Below are 18,115 nucleotides of genomic sequence, written 5' to 3'. Positions count from 1 at the left end.
TTCATCCCTGGGTCTGCTGGATAGCTTCGCGTAGCACCAGGCGGTCGTCGAAGGGACGCACCACACCGGCGATGTCCTGGCCCTGCTCATGCCCCTTGCCCGCGACCAGCACGGTGTCGCCCGGCCGTGCGCGGGCGACGACGGCCGCGATGGCGGCCGCCCGGTTCTCGAAGACCTGGACCTCGCCGCGCTCGTGCGAGGGCACCTCGGCGGCGCCCGCCAGCATCGTGGCGAGGATCGCGAGGGGGTCCTCCGAGCGGGGGTTGTCCGATGTCAGTACGGCGGTGTCGGCGAGCCGGGCCGCGGCGGCGCCCATCGGCATCCGCTTCGTTCTGTCCCGGTCGCCGCCGCAGCCGAGCACGATGTGCAGTTTGCCCTCGGTGACCTTGCGCAGGGCGCGCAGCACCGATTCGACGGCGTCGGTCTTGTGGGCGTAGTCGACGACCGCGAGGTACGGCTGGCCCACGTCCACGCGCTCCAGGCGGCCCGGCACGCCCGGCACCGCGGCGATGCCGTCGGCGGCGGCCTGCGGGTCGAGCCCGGCCGCGGCGAGGGCGACGATCGCGGCGAGGGTGTTCGCCACGTTGAAGGGCCCGGCGAGCGGCGACCTGGCCGTGATCCGCTCCTCCTTGGGGCCGATCACGGTGAACGTCGAGTCCATGGGGCCGACTTCGACGTCCTGGGCGCGCCAGTCGGCGTCGGGATGGCCCTCGGCGGAGAAGGTGACGATCGGGACGCCGGCTTCCTCGACCAGCCTGCGGCCGTACTCGTCGTCGAAGTTGACCACACCGAGTTTGCTGCGTTGCGGGGTGAACAGCTGCGCCTTGGCCCGGAAGTAGTCCTCCATGTCGGAGTGGAACTCCATGTGTTCCGGGCTGAGGTTGTTGAAGACGGCGATGTCGAAGACGCAGCCGTCGACCCGGCCGAGGACCAGCGCGTGGCTGGAGACCTCCATGGCGACCGCGTCGACCCCGCGCTCACGCATGACCGCGAACAGGGCCTGGAGGTCGGTGGCTTCGGGGGTGGTGCGCTCGGACTTGATGCGCTCGTCGCCGATGCGCATCTCGACGGTGCCGATCAGCCCGGTGCTGCGGACCGTCCTCAGACCGCCCTCGATGAGGTAGGCGGTCGTGGTCTTGCCGGAGGTGCCGGTGATGCCGATCTGGAGCAGGTCGCGCCCCGGGTGGCCGTAGATCGTGGCCGCCAGCTCGCCCATCCGGCCACGCGGGTCGTCGACGACCAGCACGGGCAGACCGGTGGCGGCGGCACGATCGGCGCCCGTCGGGTCGGTGAGCACGGCCACGGCGCCCAGGCCGGCCGCCTGGGTCACGAAGTCGGCGCCGTGCAGGCGGGCGCCGGGCAGGGCGGCGTACAGGTCGCCGGGGCGGACGGCGCGCGAGTCGTGGGTGATCCCCGTGACCTCGGCGTCGCGCTCCGGCGTGGCGGCACCCATCTGACCGGCCAGTTCCGCGAGGGGTGTGGCGGAGACATGAGCCGGTCGGGGCGGCCCTGGATATGTCACAGGAGCGCCTTTTTGGGTGGTTTGGGACTGATCAGCGTGTGGCACGGCGGTGAGCGTACCGGGCGCACCCCCGGCGGAGCGAAGTGAGGGGCGTGGCGAGCCCTGGTTCCCGGGCCCGGGGGTGATCGTTGTCACGAGCTGGTTCCTGGTCTGTTTCCGTGCCGCTCACGGTGTGAAGGTGACGGGCAGATGGGCGGCCCCGGCCCCGGTGGGCGGGACCTGGAGGGTCTTGAGGGCGAATTCCATGACCTGTTTGTAGATGGGACCGCAGATCTGGCCGCCGAAGTAGCTGCCCTGGGTGGCGTTCTGGATGGCGCAGTAGACGGTGATCCGGGGGTTGTCGGCGGGTGCGAATCCGGCGAACGACGAGGTGTAGCCGTGGTACTTGCCGGTGGCCGGATCCACGCGGTTGGCCGTACCGGTCTTGCCCGCCACCCGGTAGCCCGGGATACGGGCCTTGGCGCCGGTGCCCTCCTCGTCGTCCACGACGGACTCCAGCATCTGGGCGAGGGTCTTCGCCGTCTTCTCGCTCACGACCCTGGTCTTCTTGGGCCGGGGCGCCGGAGTGAAGCGTCCGTCGGGCCCCTTGGTGCCGCGCACCAGTGTCGGCTCGACGCGTACGCCGCCGTTGGCGATCGTCGAGTAGACGGAGGCCGCCTGCATCGCGTTGATCGACACGCCCTGGCCGAAAGGAATCGTGTACTGCTGCGAGGTCGACCACTTGGCGGCCGGCGCGAGGATGCCGGAGGTCTCGCCCGGGAAGCCGAGCCCGGTGGGGAGGCCGATGCCGAACTTGCGCATGTACGAGTACAGGACCTCGTTGGCCTGCTTCTGCGTCTTGCCGAGCTGTCCCGCCGCCAGGATGGTGCCGATGTTGCTGGACTTGGCGAGCACGCCGTTGAGCGTCAGGTTCCAGGTCGGGTGGTCGATGTCGTCCTGGAAGAGCCGGTCGCCGCGGTGCAGCCGGTTGGGCACGACGACATGTGTCTCGGGTGTGGCGACGTTCTCCTCCAGCACGGCGGCCATGGACATGACCTTGGCGGTGGAGCCGGGCTCGTACGCGTCCTGGAGGGCCGCGTTGCCGAGGGCCGCCGAGCTGGCCTTGGACAGGTCGTTGGGGTCGAAGCCGGGCGAGTTGGCCATGGCCAGGATCTCGCCGGTCCTGGTGTCCTGCACCATCACGTAGCCGCGGTCCGCCCCGGACTTCTCCACCTGCTCGGTGATGGCGTTCTGCGCGGCCCACTGGATGTCGCGGTCGATGGTCAGCTCGACGTCGGAGCCGGCCACGGCGGGGGTCTCGGTGGAGCCCGCGGTGGGCACCAGACGGCCGCCGGACTGGGCGTAGCGGATCTTGCCGTCCTTGCCGGTGAGCTCCTTGTTCAGCTGCTGCTCGATCCCGCCTCCGCCCTTGCCCTCGGCGTTGACCCAGCCCAGTATCCCGGCGGCGAGGTCGCCGTTCGGATAGACGCGCTTGCTGCTGGGGTCCTGGAAGACGCCCGCGAGGACGTTCACGGTGCTCCCGTCGCTCTCGGCCTTTTTGGTGAGGGCGGTCTTCAGGTCCTTGATCTGCTTCCAGACCTGGGGGGTCTGACGGCGGGCGAGCAGGACGTACTGCGTGTTGCTGGTCCTGAGCTTCTCGGTGAGCGTCGCCTGGTCCTGGCCGAGGATCGGCGCGAGGAGCGCGGCGGCCTGCTCGGGACCGTCGTCGATCTTGAGCTGCTTGCGGGTGAACATCGTGGGGTCGGCCGTGATGTCGTTGGCGTCCACGCTGATCGCGAGCGCCACTCCCCCGCGGTCGGTGATGCCGCCGCGCTCGGCGGTCAGGACATGGCCGACGTACCGGTTCTTGTCGGCCTTGGCGGCATACGTGCTCGCGTCGACGGCCTGCACCTGGAGCAGCCGTACGACGAAGGCGATCATCACCAGGGTGAGCGCCAGGCTGACCATGCGCAGCCGGGGCCGGGGGCTGCCGAGCCGGATCGTGCGCGGGGCGGGGCCGCGGGACGGGGCGGGGCGGCGCGCGGGGCGGGCGCCCGGGCCGGGTCGGCGCTGGTTGCCGGGGCGTACGGGCCTGGCGGGTCCGGGCACGCGGCGGCGCGGCGGTTCCCTGTCGGACACTTCCGTCACCTGCCGGTAGTCGAGGAGGGGAGTGCGGGCTGGGTGGTCGTGGCGGGTGCGCCGAGGGGGTGCGACTGCGCGGGCGGCGGCGCCGGGTACGGGGAGAGGACCTCGGGCGGGCGCACCGCCGAGGTCCGCAGCGAGGACTGCCCGGCGGCTCGGGGGACGCCCTTGACGGTGCCGTCGGGATCGAGGAAGGCCGGGTCGCCGCCGGGGACCATGCCGAGTTCGCGGGCGCGGCGCTGGAGGGCGTCGGGGGCGGAGTAGGCGTCCACGTCCCGCTGGAGCGCCTGCTCCTCGTCGGTGAGGCTCTTCGTCTCCTTCTGGAGGTCGTCGAGCTTGAACGAGCCCTCACTGAGCGCGGAGTTCAGTACCAGGAGGCCGATGAGTCCGCCGCCGAGCAGCAGGACGACCAGCAGGACGAAGGGGGCGCGGGCGGCCTGTCCCGCGCCGGCCGGGAAGAGCCGCGCGAGCCGCGCGGCCCGGCCCTTCAGTTGAGGTTTCCCGCTCACGCGCCCTCCCCTTCGTCTCATGTCGTACGACTCACTCGGCGTCCTCGCGGATGCGCTGCGCGCCGCGCAGCCGCGCCGGGGCGGCCCGCCGGTTCTCGGCGATCTCTTCCTCGGTGGGAAGTTCGGCACCACGCGTGAGGAGCTTGAGCCGGGGCTGGTAGCGCTCGGGGACCACCGGCAGACCGGGCGGCGCGGTGGTGGCGGCACCGGCCGCGAACACCTGCTTCACCAGGCGGTCTTCGAGCGAGTGGTACGACAGGACGGCGATCCTGCCGCCGACGGCGAGCGCCTTCACGGCCGCGGGAATCGCCCTCTCCAGGACGGACAGCTCACCGTTGACCTCGATGCGCAGGGCCTGGAAGGTGCGCTTGGCGGGGTTGCCGCCGGTGCGCTTGGCGGCCTGCGGGAGCGAGTCACGGATCAGTTCCACCAGCCGCGCGCTGTTGCTGAACGGCTCCTTCTCGCGCTCGCGCACGATGGCCGAGACGATCCGCTTGGCCTGCTTCTCCTCGCCGTACGCCCGCAGGATCCGGACGATCTCGCCCGGCGGGTAGGTGTTGAGGACCTCGGCGGCGCTGATGCCGGTCGTCTGGTCCATGCGCATGTCGAGGGGGGCGTCCTGGGCGTAGGCGAAGCCGCGGTCGGCCTCGTCGAGTTGCATGGAGGAGACGCCGAGATCGAACAGGACGCCCTGGACGCGGGGCACGCCCAGCCGGTCGAGTACGTCGGGCAGCTCGTCGTAGACCGCGTGCACCAGGGTGGCGCGGTCACCGAAGGGGGCGAGCCGCTCACCGGACAGGCGCAGCGCCTCCTTGTCCCGGTCCAGGGCGACGAGCCGGGCTTCGGGGAACTGCGTCAGCAGCGCCTCGCTGTGGCCGCCGAGACCAAGGGTGCAGTCGACGACGACGGCTCCTGGCTCGGTGAGGGCCGGGGCCAGCATGTCCAGGCACCGCTGGAGCATGACCGGGACGTGTCGACTCTGGCTCAAGGGGCCCTCTCAGGTCCGGCGCGGGGCGCACGCACCGCCGGGTCCCCGCCCTCCCCCGGCTGACGCTGGGAGGTGCCCCCGGTGACGGGGAGGCCTGCCGGCGCCGGAAGCGTCAGCGGACCGGAGCGGGAGGAGGCCGAGCCGTACGTACGCGCCGCGCACGCGGGGAGATTCCGGCACATGGCCGAGGTCTCCTGGGGTGAACAATCCGCAGGGAGAGCGCCTCGCCTCCCACTTCGCGTCACTTTAGTCCACCCTGTCTTCCGGTCAATCAACCGGCCTGCGCGTCGCGTACCCCCGCCCCGGCGAAGCCGCAAATCCATGGCAATCACCCATACGGGCACTGAGCAACCCCTCGTGTGGGTTACCTCACAACACGTCACGATGGCGTTCTTTGTCCCCACTCACAGCGCGCCCCGACCGCAGGTGACCAGTACCGTCATAGGTATGACGACTTCCGCATCCGTTCCCACTGAACCCGAAGACGCCATATCCACCGACGGCACCGTGACCGACCGCCTGATCGACGCGAACCAGCGGTACGCCGCCGCGTTCTCCGACCCCGGCATGGACGCGCGCCCCGTCCTGCACGTCGCCGTGGTCGCCTGCATGGACGCCCGGCTCGACCTGCATGCCGCGCTCGGCCTGGAACTGGGCGACTGCCACACCATCCGCAACGCGGGCGGTGTGGTCACCGACGACGTGATCCGCTCCCTCACCATCAGCCAGCGGGCGCTCGGCACCCGCAGCGTGGTCCTCATCCACCACACCGGCTGCGGTCTGGAGTCCCTCACCGAGGACTTCCGGCACGAGCTGGAGATGGAGGTCGGACAGCGTCCGGCCTGGGCGGTCGAGGCCTTCCGGGACGTCGAACAGGACGTTCGGCAGTCCATGCAGCGCGTACGGACCTCCCCGTTCCTGCTGCACACCGACGACGTGCGCGGCTTCGTCTTCGACGTGAAAACGGGCCGGCTGCGCGAGATCGACCCCGCCTAGCCGTCCTGCCGGCGCCCCACAGGGCACTCTCGTCACGGAAAAAGCCCCGGTCCCGGCATTGCAATAGGTCGTAAGTCCGGCATATCGCGGCCAGTTATCCACAGGCGAGTGACACGAACCGGTAACGGCAACAAGAATGCGGGTGTGACGTCACGCGGAACTATGCGCGTGGTGTCCGTGTTTCGGGGTGGGCCGGTCCGCATCGCAGAGCGTCGGCCCGGAGAAAGAACGGGCCGAGGAGGGCCGGGTGACGACCTATGACGATCGAGCGAGCCTTACAGATCTGACCGCCACTGTGGAGCGCGTCCGCAGTTCGGTGGAAGGAGTGATCGAAGGCAAGCCAGAGGTCGTACGGCTTTCGCTGACCGTGCTGCTCGCCGAGGGACATCTTCTGATCGAGGATGTCCCGGGCGTCGGCAAGACCATGCTCGCCAAGGCACTGGCGCGGTCCATCGACTGCTCGGTGCGGCGTATCCAGTTCACGCCCGACCTGCTGCCCTCGGACATCACGGGTGTGTCCATCTGGGACCAGCAGCGCCGGGAATTCGAGTTCAAGCCGGGCGCGATCTTCGCGCAGATCGTGATCGGCGACGAGATCAACCGCGCCTCGCCCAAGACGCAGTCCGCGCTCCTGGAGTCGATGGAGGAACGCCAGGTCACGATCGACGGGCACACCTATGAGCTGCCGAGCCCGTTCATGGTGGTGGCCACGCAGAACCCGGTCGAGATGGAGGGCACCTACCCGCTTCCGGAGGCCCAGCGCGACCGCTTCATGGCCCGGGTCTCCATCGGCTATCCGAGCGCCGAGGCCGAGCTGGAGATGCTCGACATCCACGGCGGGGTGAACCCGCTGGACGACCTCCAGCCGGTGGCGCACGCGCACGAGATCGTGAAGCTGGTCGACGCGGTGCGCTCGGTCCATGTCGCCGAGTCGGTCCGCAGGTACGCGGTGGACCTGGTCGCGGCCACGCGCACCCACCCCGACCTGAGACTCGGCGCCTCGCCGCGGGCCACGCTGCACCTGCTGCGCGCGGCGAAGGCGTCCGCCGCGCTCAGCGGCCGGGAGTACGCCCTGCCGGACGACGTACAGGCGCTCGCCGTGGCCGTCCTGGCCCACCGCCTGCTGCCCACCGCTCAGGCCCAGCTGAACCGTCGTACGGCGGAACAGGTCGTCCAGGAGATCCTTCAGCGCACCGCCGTGCCGGCGACGCCCCAGCAGCAGGCGGGCTTCACCACGGGCCGTGGCGCCTTCGGCCAGCAGCCACCCCGGAGGCTGTGATGACGCAAGGGGCGCCGGCCCCCACCCCCGAGGAGGACAAGGGCGGGCTGCGCACGGCCCTCGCCGGTCTCACCACGCGCGGGCGCTCCTTCCTGGCCGCCGGCATCGCTGCCGCCATCTGCGCCTACGTCCTGGGGCAGAGCGATCTGCTCCGGGTCGGTCTGCTGCTGGCCGTGCTGCCGCTGGTGTGCGCGACCGTGCTGTACCGCACGCGCTACCGGGTCGCGGGCAGCCGCCGGCTGTCCCCGGGGCGCGTGCCCGCCGGTTCCGAGGCCCGGGTCCATCTGCGGATGGACAACGTCTCGCGGCTGCCCACCGGACTGCTGATGCTCCAGGACCGGGTGCCGTACGTGCTCGGGCCGCGCCCCCGGTTCGTCCTGGACCGGGTGGAGGCGGGCGGGCGCCGCGAGGTGTCCTACCGCGTGCGCTCCGATCTGCGCGGCCGCTACCCGCTGGGCCCGCTCCAGCTGCGGCTCACCGACCCGTTCGGCATGTGCGAGCTGACCCGCTCCTTCTCGACGTACGACACCCTGACGGTCATCCCGCGCGTGGAGCCGCTGCCGCCTGTACGGCTGAGCGGCGAGGCGAAGGGGTACGGCGACGGGCGGCAGCGCGCACTGGCGCTGGCGGGCGAGGACGACGTGATCCCGCGCGGGTACCGGCACGGTGACGATCTGCGCCGGGTCCACTGGCGGCTGACCGCGCGCTACGGCGAGCTGATGGTCCGCCGTGAGGAGCAGCCGCAGCGGTCCCGCTGCACGGTGTTCCTCGACACCAGGGGCCTCGCCTTCCAGGGCGCGGGCCCGGACTCGGCGTTCGAATGGGCGGTCTCGGGTGCGGCGTCCACGCTGGTGCACATGCTCGAACGGGGCTTCTCGGTGCGGCTGCTGACGGACACCGGCAGTTCGGTGCCCGCCGAGGGGGCCGACGGGTTCGCGGGCGCGAGCCAGGAGTCGGCCGACGCGGCCGGACTGATGATGGACACCCTCGCGGTGATCGACCACTCGGACGGCACGGGCCTGTCCCACGCCTACGACGTGCTGCGCGGGGGCAACGAGGGCCTGCTGGTCGCCTTCTTCGGCGACCTCGACGAGGAACAGGCCACGGTGGTCGCCAAGATGCGCCCGCGCAGCGGTGGGGCGGTGGCGTTCCTGCTGGACAGTGAGAGCTGGGTGCGCGAGGCGGCCGATGTGCCGGGCCCCTTGGACAAGAGCGAGGAGCGGCTGCGGATGCTGCGCGAGGCGGGCTGGACGGCGCTGAAGGTGCCACGGGGAGCCGGACTCGCCGACCTGTGGCGCCAGGCGGACCGACAGCGCATGGGCATCGGCGCCGGAAGCGGTACGGAGGGACGGTCATGAGCGGGCGCGCCCGCCTGGCGCTGTGTGCCGCGGCGGCGACGCTGATGGCATCGTGCGCGCTGCTGCCGCTGGTCGATCCGCCGACCTGGCTCTTCCAGGCGGCGTTCCTGGTGGCGGTGCAGACCGGGGTCGGGGCGCTGACCCGGCGGGTCCCACTGGCCCGGCCGCTGACCATCGCCTGCCAGGTGCTGGTCACCCTGCTGCTGCTGACCCTGACGTTCGCCCGGGAACAGGCCCTCGCCGGCTTCATCCCCGGGCCGGACGTCTTCCAACGCTTCGGGGAGTTGCTCCAGTCGGGCACGGACGATGTCGGGCGTTACGCGATACCCGCGCCGCTGTCTCCCGGGATCCGGCTGATGATGGTCGGCGGCGTCCTGGTGATCGGGCTCGCGGTCGACGCGCTGGCGGTGACGTTCCGCACCGCGGCCCCGGCCGGACTGCCGCTGCTCGCCCTGTACTCGGTGGCCGCGGGGCTGTCCGACGGCGCGGCCGACTGGCTGTGGTTCGTGGTCGCGGCCGCGGGCTATCTGATGCTGCTGCTGGCCGAGGGCCGCGACCGCCTCTCCCAGTGGGGGCGCGTCTTCGGCGGCGCGGCCCGGGCGCCGGGCACCGACTCCGGCGGCGCCGTGGCACCCGTGCGCACCGGCCGGCGCATCGGCGCGGTCGCGCTGGGCGTCGCCCTGATCGTGCCGCTCGGCCTGCCCGCGCTCGACGGCGGGCTGCTGGACGGTGCCAGGACCGGCGTGGGCGCCGGGACCGGCGACGGCGGCACGATCTCCGCGGTGAACCCGCTGGTGTCGCTGCGCGACAGTCTGAACGTGGATCAGGACCGCCAGGTCATGTCGTACCGCACCAACACCGAGAACACCCGGGACATGTATCTGCGGATCGTCTCCCTGGACGACTTCGACGGCACGTCCTGGAAGCCGGCCCAGCGGCACATCGTCGGGGTGCCGGACACCTTCCAGACGCCGATCGGGCTCGGCACCGACATACGGCGGACCGAGATCGAGACCCGTGTCTCGGCGGCGGACTGGTACGCGCAGGACTGGCTGCCGATGCCGTACCCCGCGACCGGTGTGCAGATCAAGGGCAAGTGGCGGTACGAGCCGATCGGGCGCACGCTCGTCGGCGACCACGGCCAGAACACCCGGGGTGCGCAGTACACGGTCAAGAGCCTGATCGTGCAGCCGACCGCGGAACAGCTCGCCCTGTCACCCGAGCCGCCGGCGGCGCTGAAGCGCGAGTTCACCAAGGTGCCCGACTCGCTGCCGGCCGTGGTGGCCAGGACGGCACGCGAGGTCACGGACGGCTCGGCGAACCACTACGAGCAGGCGGTCAAGCTCCAGGACTACTTCGCCGTGAACGGCGGGTTCACGTACGACACCCAGGTGCAGGCGGGCAGCGGCTCCGCGGCGATCGCCCGGTTCCTGAAGCAGAAGCAGGGCTTCTGCGTCCACTTCTCCTTCGCGATGGCCGCGATGGCGCGGACGCTGGGGATACCGGCCCGGGTCGCGGTGGGCTTCACTCCGGGCTCGCCGCAGGCGGACGGCTCGATGTCGGTGGGGCTGCGGGACGCGCACGCCTGGCCCGAGCTGTACTTCGAGGGCGTGGGCTGGACCCGCTTCGAGCCGACCCCGAACCGGGGGACGACGCCGACGTACACGCAGTCGGACACCCCGTCCGGTGACAGTCCCGATGTGCCGAAGCCGACGCGGTCGGCGTCCGCCGCACCGTCGGCCGCGCCGTCGGCGAGTGCGAGCTGCTCGGCCCAGGAGCGGAAGCTGGAGGCGTGCCCGAGCCAGTCGGCGCAGGCCGTGGCGGGCTCGGGCGACGCCGGTCCGCCGTGGTACGGGATCCTGCTGTGGACCCTGGTGGGGCTCGTGGTGCTGGTGCTGCCGTTCCTGCCGATGCTGTGGCGGATGCGGGTGCGGGCCGTACGGCTCGGTACGCACGGCCGTACGGAGGAGAGTGCGGCGGCCCACGCCCTGGCGGCCTGGCAGGAGGTGACCGATACGGCGTGGGACCACGGGATCGCGCCGGACGAGTCCCAGACACCGCGCAAGGCCGCGGCCCGGATCGCCCGTCTCGGTCATCTGGATCCCGCGGCCGCGGCAGCGGTGCACCGGCTGGCGGCGGCGGTGGAACAGGTTCTGTACGCGCCGCGCCCCCGCCCGACGGCGGGGCTGGCGGAGGACGCCCGCCTCGTCGGGAGTGCCCTGAACTCCACGGTGAGCCGCCCGACACGCCTGCGTGCTCTGCTGGCGCCGCGTTCAGCTGTCCGGATGGCCTGGGCGGTGTCCGACCGCTGGACGGCGCTGAGGACGAACCTGGCGGCCCGTCGGCCGACCCTGCCGAGACGGCCGTCGAGCCAGAACGGTTGAACGGCTGGCTGAACGGCTGACTGGCACTGCCGATTGGCACGGCCGTTTGAACCGGCTCATGTCAGACGCCCCGTCCGCCCGGGTTCGCCCGGCGGGCGGGGCGTTCGCGTGGGTGGCCGGGGCGGGGGGCGGCGTTGGCTGTTGGGCTGGCTGTGGGGCTCCGCCGGCACCCCGGGCCCGCGGAAACTGCGGAGGACTGGTGAGGCTGCGGGGATGTGGCTGCTGCGGTGCCCCGGCTATGGCTGCGGCTGCGGCTGCGGCTGCGGCTGCGGCTGCGGCAGGGACCGTGCGGGGGGCCGTTGGAGGTCGGCTCAGGGCGTGCGTAAGGGGTGACCACCTGCTGTGGGTGGTCACCCCTTACGCATGTCTTCGACTGCCGCCCGGAGGGCCTAGTGGCCTTGCTCGTCGCGACGGCGCTGCCAGCGCTGTTCGATGCGGTCCATCATGGAGCGGCGCCGGCGCGGCTGTCGGCGGGCCCCGGGCGCACCGGCGGCCGACTGCTCACCCGGCTTGGGGGCCTTGCGCCAACCGGTGACGGCGAGCACCGCACAGCCCAGCATGACGAGGAACCCCACCACACTGATCCAGATCTGCTGTGCGACCATTCCGGCCATGAGGAGCGCGATACCCACCAGGAAGCCCGCGACCGCCTGGTAAACCCGTCGCCGGGTGTACGTACGCAGCCCGCTTCCCTCAAGCGCTGTCGCGAACTTGGGATCTTCGGCGTACAGCGCTCGCTCCATCTGCTCGAGCATTCGCTGCTCGTGCTCCGAGAGCGGCACGGAGTCCTCCTCATCGTGCAGTCGCCGGGGCGACTGGGGGTCCCCTTCAGGATAGGCAGGGAATCGCCCCCTTGAAACCCGCCCCTCTACGCCAATTGGCCAACCGAAACCGCCATGACGGGTTCCGACTCGCTGAAGCTTGCATTCCCCAGCGGCCGACCCGTCATGCCGGACGGTCTCCCCCGATCATACGGCGCGCACCGCCCGATCGGGGGGCCTGTGGCGTACTCCATCTGCCGCCAAGGCCCTGATCAGCGACGCGTCAGGGAGGCGGCTCAGGCGTCGGCCGCCGCCTGCGTCTCACCCAGTACGTGGAGCTGTGTGGCCACGGAGTGGAACGCGGGGAACTCGGCCGCCGCCTCCTCCAGCTTGAGCAGTGCGTCCAGGGCTCCCGGCTCGGTGTCCACGAGGACGCCGGGGACCAGGTCCGCGAAGACCCGGACGCCGTGCACGGCCCCGACCCGCAGGCCCGCGCCCTCGACGAGAGCGGTCAGTTGCTCGACGGTGAAGCGGTGCGGCACGGGGTCACCCTCGCCCCAGCGGCCGTTCGGGTCCTCCAGCGCCTGTTTGGCCTCCTTGAAGTGCCCGGCGAGGGCGCGTGCGAGCACGGCTCCGCCGAGTCCGGCGGCCAGCAGGCTGAGGACACCCTCGGGACGCAGCGCGGCCACCGCGTTGCGGACGCCCTCCGCGGGATCGTCCACGTACTCCAGGACGCCGTGGCAGAGCACCGCGTCGTAGCCGCCGCGCTCGACCACGTCGAAGAGGCCGTGGGCGTCGCCCTGAACGCCCTTCACGCGGTCGGCGACGCCGGCCTCGGCAGCCCGGCGCTCCAGCGCGAACAGCGCGTTGGGGCTGGGGTCGACGACGGTGACGCGGTGGCCGAGGCGGGCCGCGGGCACCGCGAAGTTGCCGCTGCCGCCTCCGGTGTCGAGGACGTCGAGCGCGTCCCGCCCCGTGGCCTTGACGCGGCGGTCGAGGGCGTCCTTGAGGACCTCCCAGACCACGGCGGTACGGAGAGAAGCGCGGGGGCGCATCGGGTCCGACACGGCAGTTGACTCCTCGGCGCGGCACCGCCTTCTGTACGGCGGAGCGATTCGGGGTGCCTTCCGACCTCGGTACCAGGCGGAAGGCTTCAGGCGCCTCCACCCTATTGCCTCCGGCCGGGTGCCCAGCGCCCCCGTCCACGCAGCGAACCACCCGGCGGACCGCGCGTCATTCGTGCGCCGTTCGGTTACCCCGCACGGCGGGCCGCGCGCCGTGCGTCACCCCGTCCCGAACCGGGCCGGTACGCCGCCGGGCCGGTACGCCACCGGCCCGGCCCGGGTTCACCCCGCGTCCGGGTTCACCCCGCGTCCGGCACCTCCCGGTCACCCCGGTCGTCGTCCTGGCGTGGCTGGGGCAGGACCGGCTGGAGGACGAGCATCCGCTCGACGAGGCGGAGGAACATCGCCACGTCGCGTATCAGGTCGTCGGCGTCGCGGTTGCTCGCCGCGCCCTGGATGCCGGCCTCGGCGCGGGCGCGGCGGCCCGCCCCCGAGGCGAACAGCGCGCTCCACTCGCTGAGTTCCGGCGCTATCTCGGGGAGCACTTCCCAGGCGCTCCGGATCCTGGCGCGGCGTCGCGCGTTCGGCTCCGGTCGCGCCCGCGCCGCGAGTACGGCGGCAGCGGTGCGCAGGGCTGCCAGATGCGCCGTGGCATACCGCTCGTTGGCCATGTCGAGGCCGGTCGCCTCTTCGAGACCGGCGCGGGCCTGGGCAAGCAGGTCGAGGGCGGCGGGCGGGGCCGTGGCCCGGCGCAGCACGGGGTGCACATCGCCCGCCTGGCCGGTCAGTGAGGGTGCAGGGCCGGGGGCGCGGCGCCGACGGGCGGCGGCTGCGTTGGAGCTGGCCATGACGAACCTCCTGTCGTCTGCGTGACGGCACTGTGGCCGTATGTGCCCATCGTGAGGTATGCCACTGACAATCCGATCTGACCTGGGCTTTTGCATCGCTCAAGGGTTCGGGGTAGTTTTTGCACTGACCAGTCAGTTCAAAAATGGGGCCCCCGACCAGACCGCCGCCGCAGGGCAGCGATGGCGGATCAAAGGGGGCATGGAGGGTACGTGGCCGGGGACGTGACGGGGGACGTGGAAGGGGGCGTGGAGGGGGACATGCGGGAGAACAGGCCGGCAGACACCCAGCGGGACACGCAGGCGGACGCAGACGCGGACGCACGAACGGACACACAGGCGGACACACAGGCGGACACACAAGGCGGCCTCGACGGGCCAAGGGCACCCGTCGGGATCGCCGTCGGCGCCGAGAACTTCGGGCTGAAGGGGCCGCGCGGCTGGGCCTTCCGCGGCGTCGGCTTCGACGCCGCGCCCGGTTCGCTGATCGCCGTCGAGGGGCCCTCCGGGTCCGGCCGGACCTGCCTGCTGCTGGCGCTCACCGGACGCATGAAGCCCACCGAGGGGCACGCCACGGTCGGCTCCCTCCGACTGCCGAAGCAGATGTCGGCCGTACGCCTGATCAGCGCGCCGGCCCATGTCCCCGGCGTCACCGACCTCGATCCGGCCCTGACCGTCGGGGAGCACCTCGGCGAACGGGCGTTGCTGGAGCGACGCTACGGCGGTTCGCTGCGCGGGCTGCTGCGGCCGCGTGCGGAGCGCACGACGGAGGCGAAGCTGCGGATCGACACCGCGCTGGCCGCCGCCGGACTCGACCGGGAGGCGCTGCCCAAGGGCTCCCGGACCGCCGTACGCGACTTGGAACGCCTTCAGGCCCTGCGGCTGTCCATCGCTCTCGCCCTGATCGGCCGCCCGCGCCTGCTGGCCGTCGACGACACCGACCTCAAGCTCTCGGACGCCGAACGGGCCGAGGTCTGGACCCTGCTGACCTCGCTCACCGAGTCCGGGACCACGGTCGTGGCGGTGTGCAGCGAAGCCCCGGCGGGTGCCGTCGTGGTGTCCACCCGGCAGGCCGCCGAGCCCACCCACGGGACCCCCGACGCCCACGAGACCCACGAGACCCACGCGGCCTCCAAGACACCCGAGACGCTCGAGACGAACGACAAGGAGACGGCGGATGCGCTCCCCGAAGCTGGCCGCGCTTGAGCTCAGGCGCTTCGGCAGGGGCAAGCTGCCCCGCGCCGCGCTGGCCGCGCTCATGCTGCTGCCCCTGCTGTACGGCGCTCTCTACTTGTGGTCGTTCTGGGATCCGTACGGCCGGCTCGACCGCATCCCCGTGGCGCTCGTGAACGACGACCAGGGGGCGACCGCCGCCGGCAAGAAGGTCACCGCGGGCGACGACATCACCAAGGGACTGCGCGAGAGCGAGACCTTCCAGTGGCACGAGGTGAGCGCCGCGGAGGCCAGGAAGGGCGTGGAGGACGGGACGTACTACCTGTCGCTGACCATGCCGTCCGACTTCAGCAAGCGGATCGCCTCCAGCTCCGGGGACTCCCCCGAGACGGGCGCTCTCCAGGTGCGCACGAACGACGCGAACAACTACATCGTCGGGCAGATCTCGCGGACGGTGTTCAGCGAGGTGCGCACGGCCGCGTCCACGAAGGCGTCCCGCTCGTTCCTCGACAAGATCTTCATCTCCTTCTCGGACATCCACGGGGAGACCGAGAAGGCGGCGAAGGGCGCCGACAAGCTCACCGGGGGGATCGGCAAGGCCAAGAAGGGCTCCAAGGACCTCGCCGACGGCCTGAAGGACGCCAAGGCGGGCAGCGGGAAGCTGTCGAGCGGCCTCAAGAAGCTCGACACGGGCGCGGGTGACCTCCAGGACGGTGCACGCCAGGTCGCGGGCGGCACGCAGGCGCTGGCCGACAAGGTCGGCGGCGCGGCGGACCAGGTGCGGCCCTTCTTGAAGAACAACGGCCGGACGATCGCCGACACCGCGACCACGGTGGCCGATTCCGCGGGCGTCATCCGCAAGCACCTCGACGCCTTCGTCACCACCGCCCCGCTGGCAGAGAGCGGTACCCGTAAAGCGTCCGAGACGCTGAACGGCGTCTACGAAAGGCGCTGCGAGAACCAGCTCGTGCCCGACCCGGCGTGCGACGACCTCAAGAAGGCGAAGGACGCCGCGGCGGACGCGGCGCGGCTCACCGCGGACGTGAACACGGTGGTGCAGGACTACCACGGCGACATGACCGCCCTCGAAAAGGACCTGGTGACCCTTCAGCGCCAGGCCAGGGCCCTCGCCAAGGCGGCACCGCATCTCTCCGAGGACCTCGACGACGCCGTCACCAAGGTCGACGCCCTCAACAAGGGGGCCGCCAAGGTCGCCAAGGGCGCCGGAACACTGCACACCGGGCTCGGCACGGCCAAGACCGGTGCGGCGGACCTCGACACGGGCGTCGGCAAGCTGCAGACGGGCGCGACCGACCTCACCGGGGGCATGTACAAGCTCGTCGACGGCTCCGGGAAGCTCGCCGGCGGCCTGCACGACGGCGCCGACCAGATCCCCGACTACGACAAGCAGGACCGCGACGCACGCACCCAGGTCATGGCCGACCCCGTGCAGCTCGCCTCCAGGGACCTGCACAACGCGCCCAACTACGGCACCGGCTTCGCCCCGTACTTCATCCCGCTCTCCCTGTGGGTGGGCGCGATGGTGGCGTACATGCTGATCCAGCCGCTCAACCGGCGCGCGCTCGCGGCGGGCTCCTCGGCCTGGCGGATCGCCCTCGCGGGCTGGCTGCCGGTGGCCGCCGTGGGCGTGCTGCAGACCGCGGCCCTCATGTCGGTGCTGCACTGGGCGATCGGCCTGGAGATGGCGCGGGCGGCCGGGACGGTGGGCTTCCTGTTCCTGGTGACGGCGTGCTTCGCGGCGATCGTGCAGTGGCTGAACGCGCGCTTCGGAGCGGCGGGCCGGATCCTCGTCCTCGCCCTCCTGATGCTCCAGCTGACGTCCGCGGGCGGCACCTACCCCGTGCAGACCAGTCCGGGCTTCTTCAACGCGCTCCACCCCTTCCTGCCGATGAGTTACGTCGTCGAGGCCCTGCGCAGGCTCATCTCCGGTGGCGGTCTGGGTCCCGTCTGGCAGGCGTGCGCCGTGCTGGTGGCCTTCACCGCGGGCGCCCTCGCGCTCACCGCCCTGTCCGCGCGCCGCAAGCAGGTGTGGACCCTCGACCGGCTGCACCCGGAGCTGAGCCTGTGACCGTGCGAGCGACTGTTCCTGTGACAATCAACGCCATGGACAGCAGCAAGACCAAGCACGGCGGCACCGCCACGGCGGGCGGCGGCCGTCGCGAGGCGACCCGGCAGAAGCTCTACGAGGCGGCCGTCACCCTCATCGCGGAGCAGGGGTTCTCCGCCACCACGGTGGACGAGATCGCCGAGCGCGCCGGAGTCGCGAAGGGCACGGTCTACTACAACTTCGCAAGCAAGTCCGTCCTCTTCGAGGAGTTGCTGCGGCACGGCGTGGGACTCCTCACCGCCTCCCTCCGCGAGGCGGCGGAGAAGACCGCGCGTGAGGGCGGCAGCAAGGTCGACGCCCTCGACGCGATGATCCGGGCCGGACTCGTCTTCATCGACCGCTACCCGGCCTTCACCCAGCTGTACGTGGCCGAGCTGTGGCGTACCAACCGGGCATGGCAGTCCACCCTGATGGTGGTCAGGCAGGAGGCCGTCGCGGTCGTCGAGGACGTGCTGCGCGAGGGCGTGGCGGGCGGCGAGCTCAGCGACGAGATCGACATCCAGCTGACGGCGGCCGCCCTGGTCGGCATGGTCCTGGTGGCCGCCCTGGACTGGCAGTCCTTCCAGCCGGAACGCTCCTTGGACGATGTCCACGCGGCACTGTCCCGGCTGCTCCAGGGCCGCGTCAGCGGCAGCCGCTGACCTGGGGCCGCCGGCCCACACGAAAGCGCCGGTTCGATGTGGCCGCGTCCCCCGCGGGCCACCTCGAACCGGCGCTTCGCCGTGCTCCCCCGTACTTCCCCCGTACTTTTCCCCGTGCTCCCCCGTACTTCCCCCGCTGTGTCCCCCAGGTGGTCTCTCCCGGGTCCCCCTGTGTCTCGCTCCCGCCGACAGGTCGGCGGAAGGAGCGGCCAAGGGCGCGGGATCCGTTCCGCCGCCCCGTGTCGGCGGTACCGGAGCCGCGCCCCTTTCCGTGTCTCCACTCTCTCGTTCACGCAGGTCGGAGCTCATCCGCGCGCGTACTCATCTCACTCCCTGGGTACGGGTA

General features: G+C 71.7%; 14 protein-coding genes. 7 read left to right on the top strand and 7 right to left on the bottom strand.

The genetic code is table 11. The annotated features are described in order from the left end of the window. Position 1: 1 nt before the first annotated feature. The 4 genes from GTY58_RS31840 to rsmH are packed head-to-tail and all read right to left on the bottom strand — an operon-like array spanning position 2 to position 5,140. Positions 2–1,657: a UDP-N-acetylmuramoyl-L-alanyl-D-glutamate--2,6-diaminopimelate ligase gene (locus GTY58_RS31840; RefSeq protein WP_167544204.1), complete on the bottom strand. Its 1,656-nt coding sequence runs from the start codon at positions 1,655–1,657 to the stop codon at positions 2–4. Positions 1,658–1,687: 30 nt separating this feature from the next. Then, complete coding sequence (locus GTY58_RS31835; protein WP_269966655.1) at positions 1,688–3,640, bottom strand: penicillin-binding protein 2; 1,953 nt, start codon at positions 3,638–3,640, stop codon at positions 1,688–1,690. Between the two features lie 5 nt (positions 3,641–3,645). Continuing rightward, on the bottom strand, positions 3,646–4,152 hold the full coding sequence (locus GTY58_RS31830; protein WP_078234553.1) for a septum formation initiator family protein: 507 nt from the start codon (positions 4,150–4,152) through the stop codon (positions 3,646–3,648). A gap of 31 nt (positions 4,153–4,183) precedes the next feature. Beyond that, positions 4,184–5,140 carry a 16S rRNA (cytosine(1402)-N(4))-methyltransferase RsmH gene (gene rsmH, locus GTY58_RS31825; protein ID WP_010987515.1) on the bottom strand — a complete coding sequence of 319 codons (957 nt, stop codon included), beginning with the start codon at positions 5,138–5,140 and terminating at the stop codon, positions 4,184–4,186. Positions 5,141–5,587: 447 nt separating this feature from the next. Here rsmH and GTY58_RS31820 point away from each other — a divergent pair, with 447 nt between their 5' ends. The 4 genes from GTY58_RS31820 (at position 5,588) to GTY58_RS31805 (ending at position 11,157) form a co-directional block, all read left to right on the top strand. After that, on the top strand, positions 5,588–6,136 hold the full coding sequence (locus tag GTY58_RS31820) for a carbonic anhydrase (RefSeq protein WP_010987514.1): 549 nt from the start codon (positions 5,588–5,590) through the stop codon (positions 6,134–6,136). Positions 6,137–6,383: 247 nt separating this feature from the next. Continuing rightward, complete coding sequence (locus GTY58_RS31815; protein ID WP_010987513.1) at positions 6,384–7,415, top strand: MoxR family ATPase; 1,032 nt, start codon at positions 6,384–6,386, stop codon at positions 7,413–7,415. Further along, complete coding sequence (locus GTY58_RS31810; protein ID WP_037646761.1) at positions 7,415–8,773, top strand: DUF58 domain-containing protein; 1,359 nt, start codon at positions 7,415–7,417, stop codon at positions 8,771–8,773. Before GTY58_RS31815 ends, GTY58_RS31810 begins: the two co-directional genes overlap by 1 nt. Then, a complete protein-coding gene (locus tag GTY58_RS31805; RefSeq protein WP_010987511.1) occupies positions 8,770–11,157 on the top strand; it encodes a transglutaminaseTgpA domain-containing protein in 2,388 nt (795 codons plus the stop codon). Before GTY58_RS31810 ends, GTY58_RS31805 begins: the two co-directional genes overlap by 4 nt. A gap of 389 nt (positions 11,158–11,546) precedes the next feature. Here GTY58_RS31805 and GTY58_RS31800 read toward each other — a convergent pair whose 3' ends face one another. From GTY58_RS31800 to GTY58_RS31790, 3 genes are all read right to left on the bottom strand, one after another. Beyond that, positions 11,547–11,939, bottom strand: a complete 393-nt coding sequence (locus tag GTY58_RS31800; protein WP_010987510.1) for a DUF3040 domain-containing protein — start codon at positions 11,937–11,939, stop codon at positions 11,547–11,549. A gap of 275 nt (positions 11,940–12,214) precedes the next feature. Next, complete coding sequence (locus GTY58_RS31795) at positions 12,215–12,985, bottom strand: methyltransferase (RefSeq protein ID WP_010987509.1); 771 nt, start codon at positions 12,983–12,985, stop codon at positions 12,215–12,217. Positions 12,986–13,281: 296 nt separating this feature from the next. After that, positions 13,282–13,830 (bottom strand): SAV_6107 family HEPN domain-containing protein, encoded by a 549-nt coding sequence (locus GTY58_RS31790; RefSeq protein ID WP_010987508.1) that lies wholly within the window; start codon positions 13,828–13,830, stop codon positions 13,282–13,284. Between the two features lie 258 nt (positions 13,831–14,088). Between GTY58_RS31790 and GTY58_RS31785 the strand changes: the two genes are divergently transcribed. Genes GTY58_RS31785 through GTY58_RS31775 form a run of 3 tightly spaced genes read left to right on the top strand, consistent with a single transcriptional unit; the run spans position 14,089 to position 17,769 of the window. Then, the gene (locus GTY58_RS31785) at positions 14,089–15,033 is read left to right on the top strand and encodes an ATP-binding cassette domain-containing protein (RefSeq protein ID WP_107083258.1); all 945 of its coding nucleotides are present in this window, start codon (positions 14,089–14,091) and stop codon (positions 15,031–15,033) included. Further along, positions 15,005–17,089, top strand: coding sequence for a YhgE/Pip domain-containing protein (locus GTY58_RS31780; RefSeq protein WP_010987506.1), 2,085 nt, complete (start codon positions 15,005–15,007; stop codon positions 17,087–17,089). The genes GTY58_RS31785 and GTY58_RS31780 overlap by 29 nt, the downstream gene beginning before the upstream one ends. Positions 17,090–17,124: 35 nt before the next feature. After that, positions 17,125–17,769, top strand: a complete 645-nt coding sequence (locus tag GTY58_RS31775) for a TetR/AcrR family transcriptional regulator (RefSeq protein WP_037646907.1) — start codon at positions 17,125–17,127, stop codon at positions 17,767–17,769. Positions 17,770–18,115: the final 346 nt, after the last annotated feature.

The sequence above is a fragment of the Streptomyces sp. SID5469 genome, from assembly GCF_009862865.1.
GTDB classification, from domain to species: Bacteria; Actinomycetota; Actinomycetes; order Streptomycetales; family Streptomycetaceae; genus Streptomyces; species Streptomyces avermitilis.
This window is presented reverse-complemented; position numbering and strand designations above follow the sequence as displayed.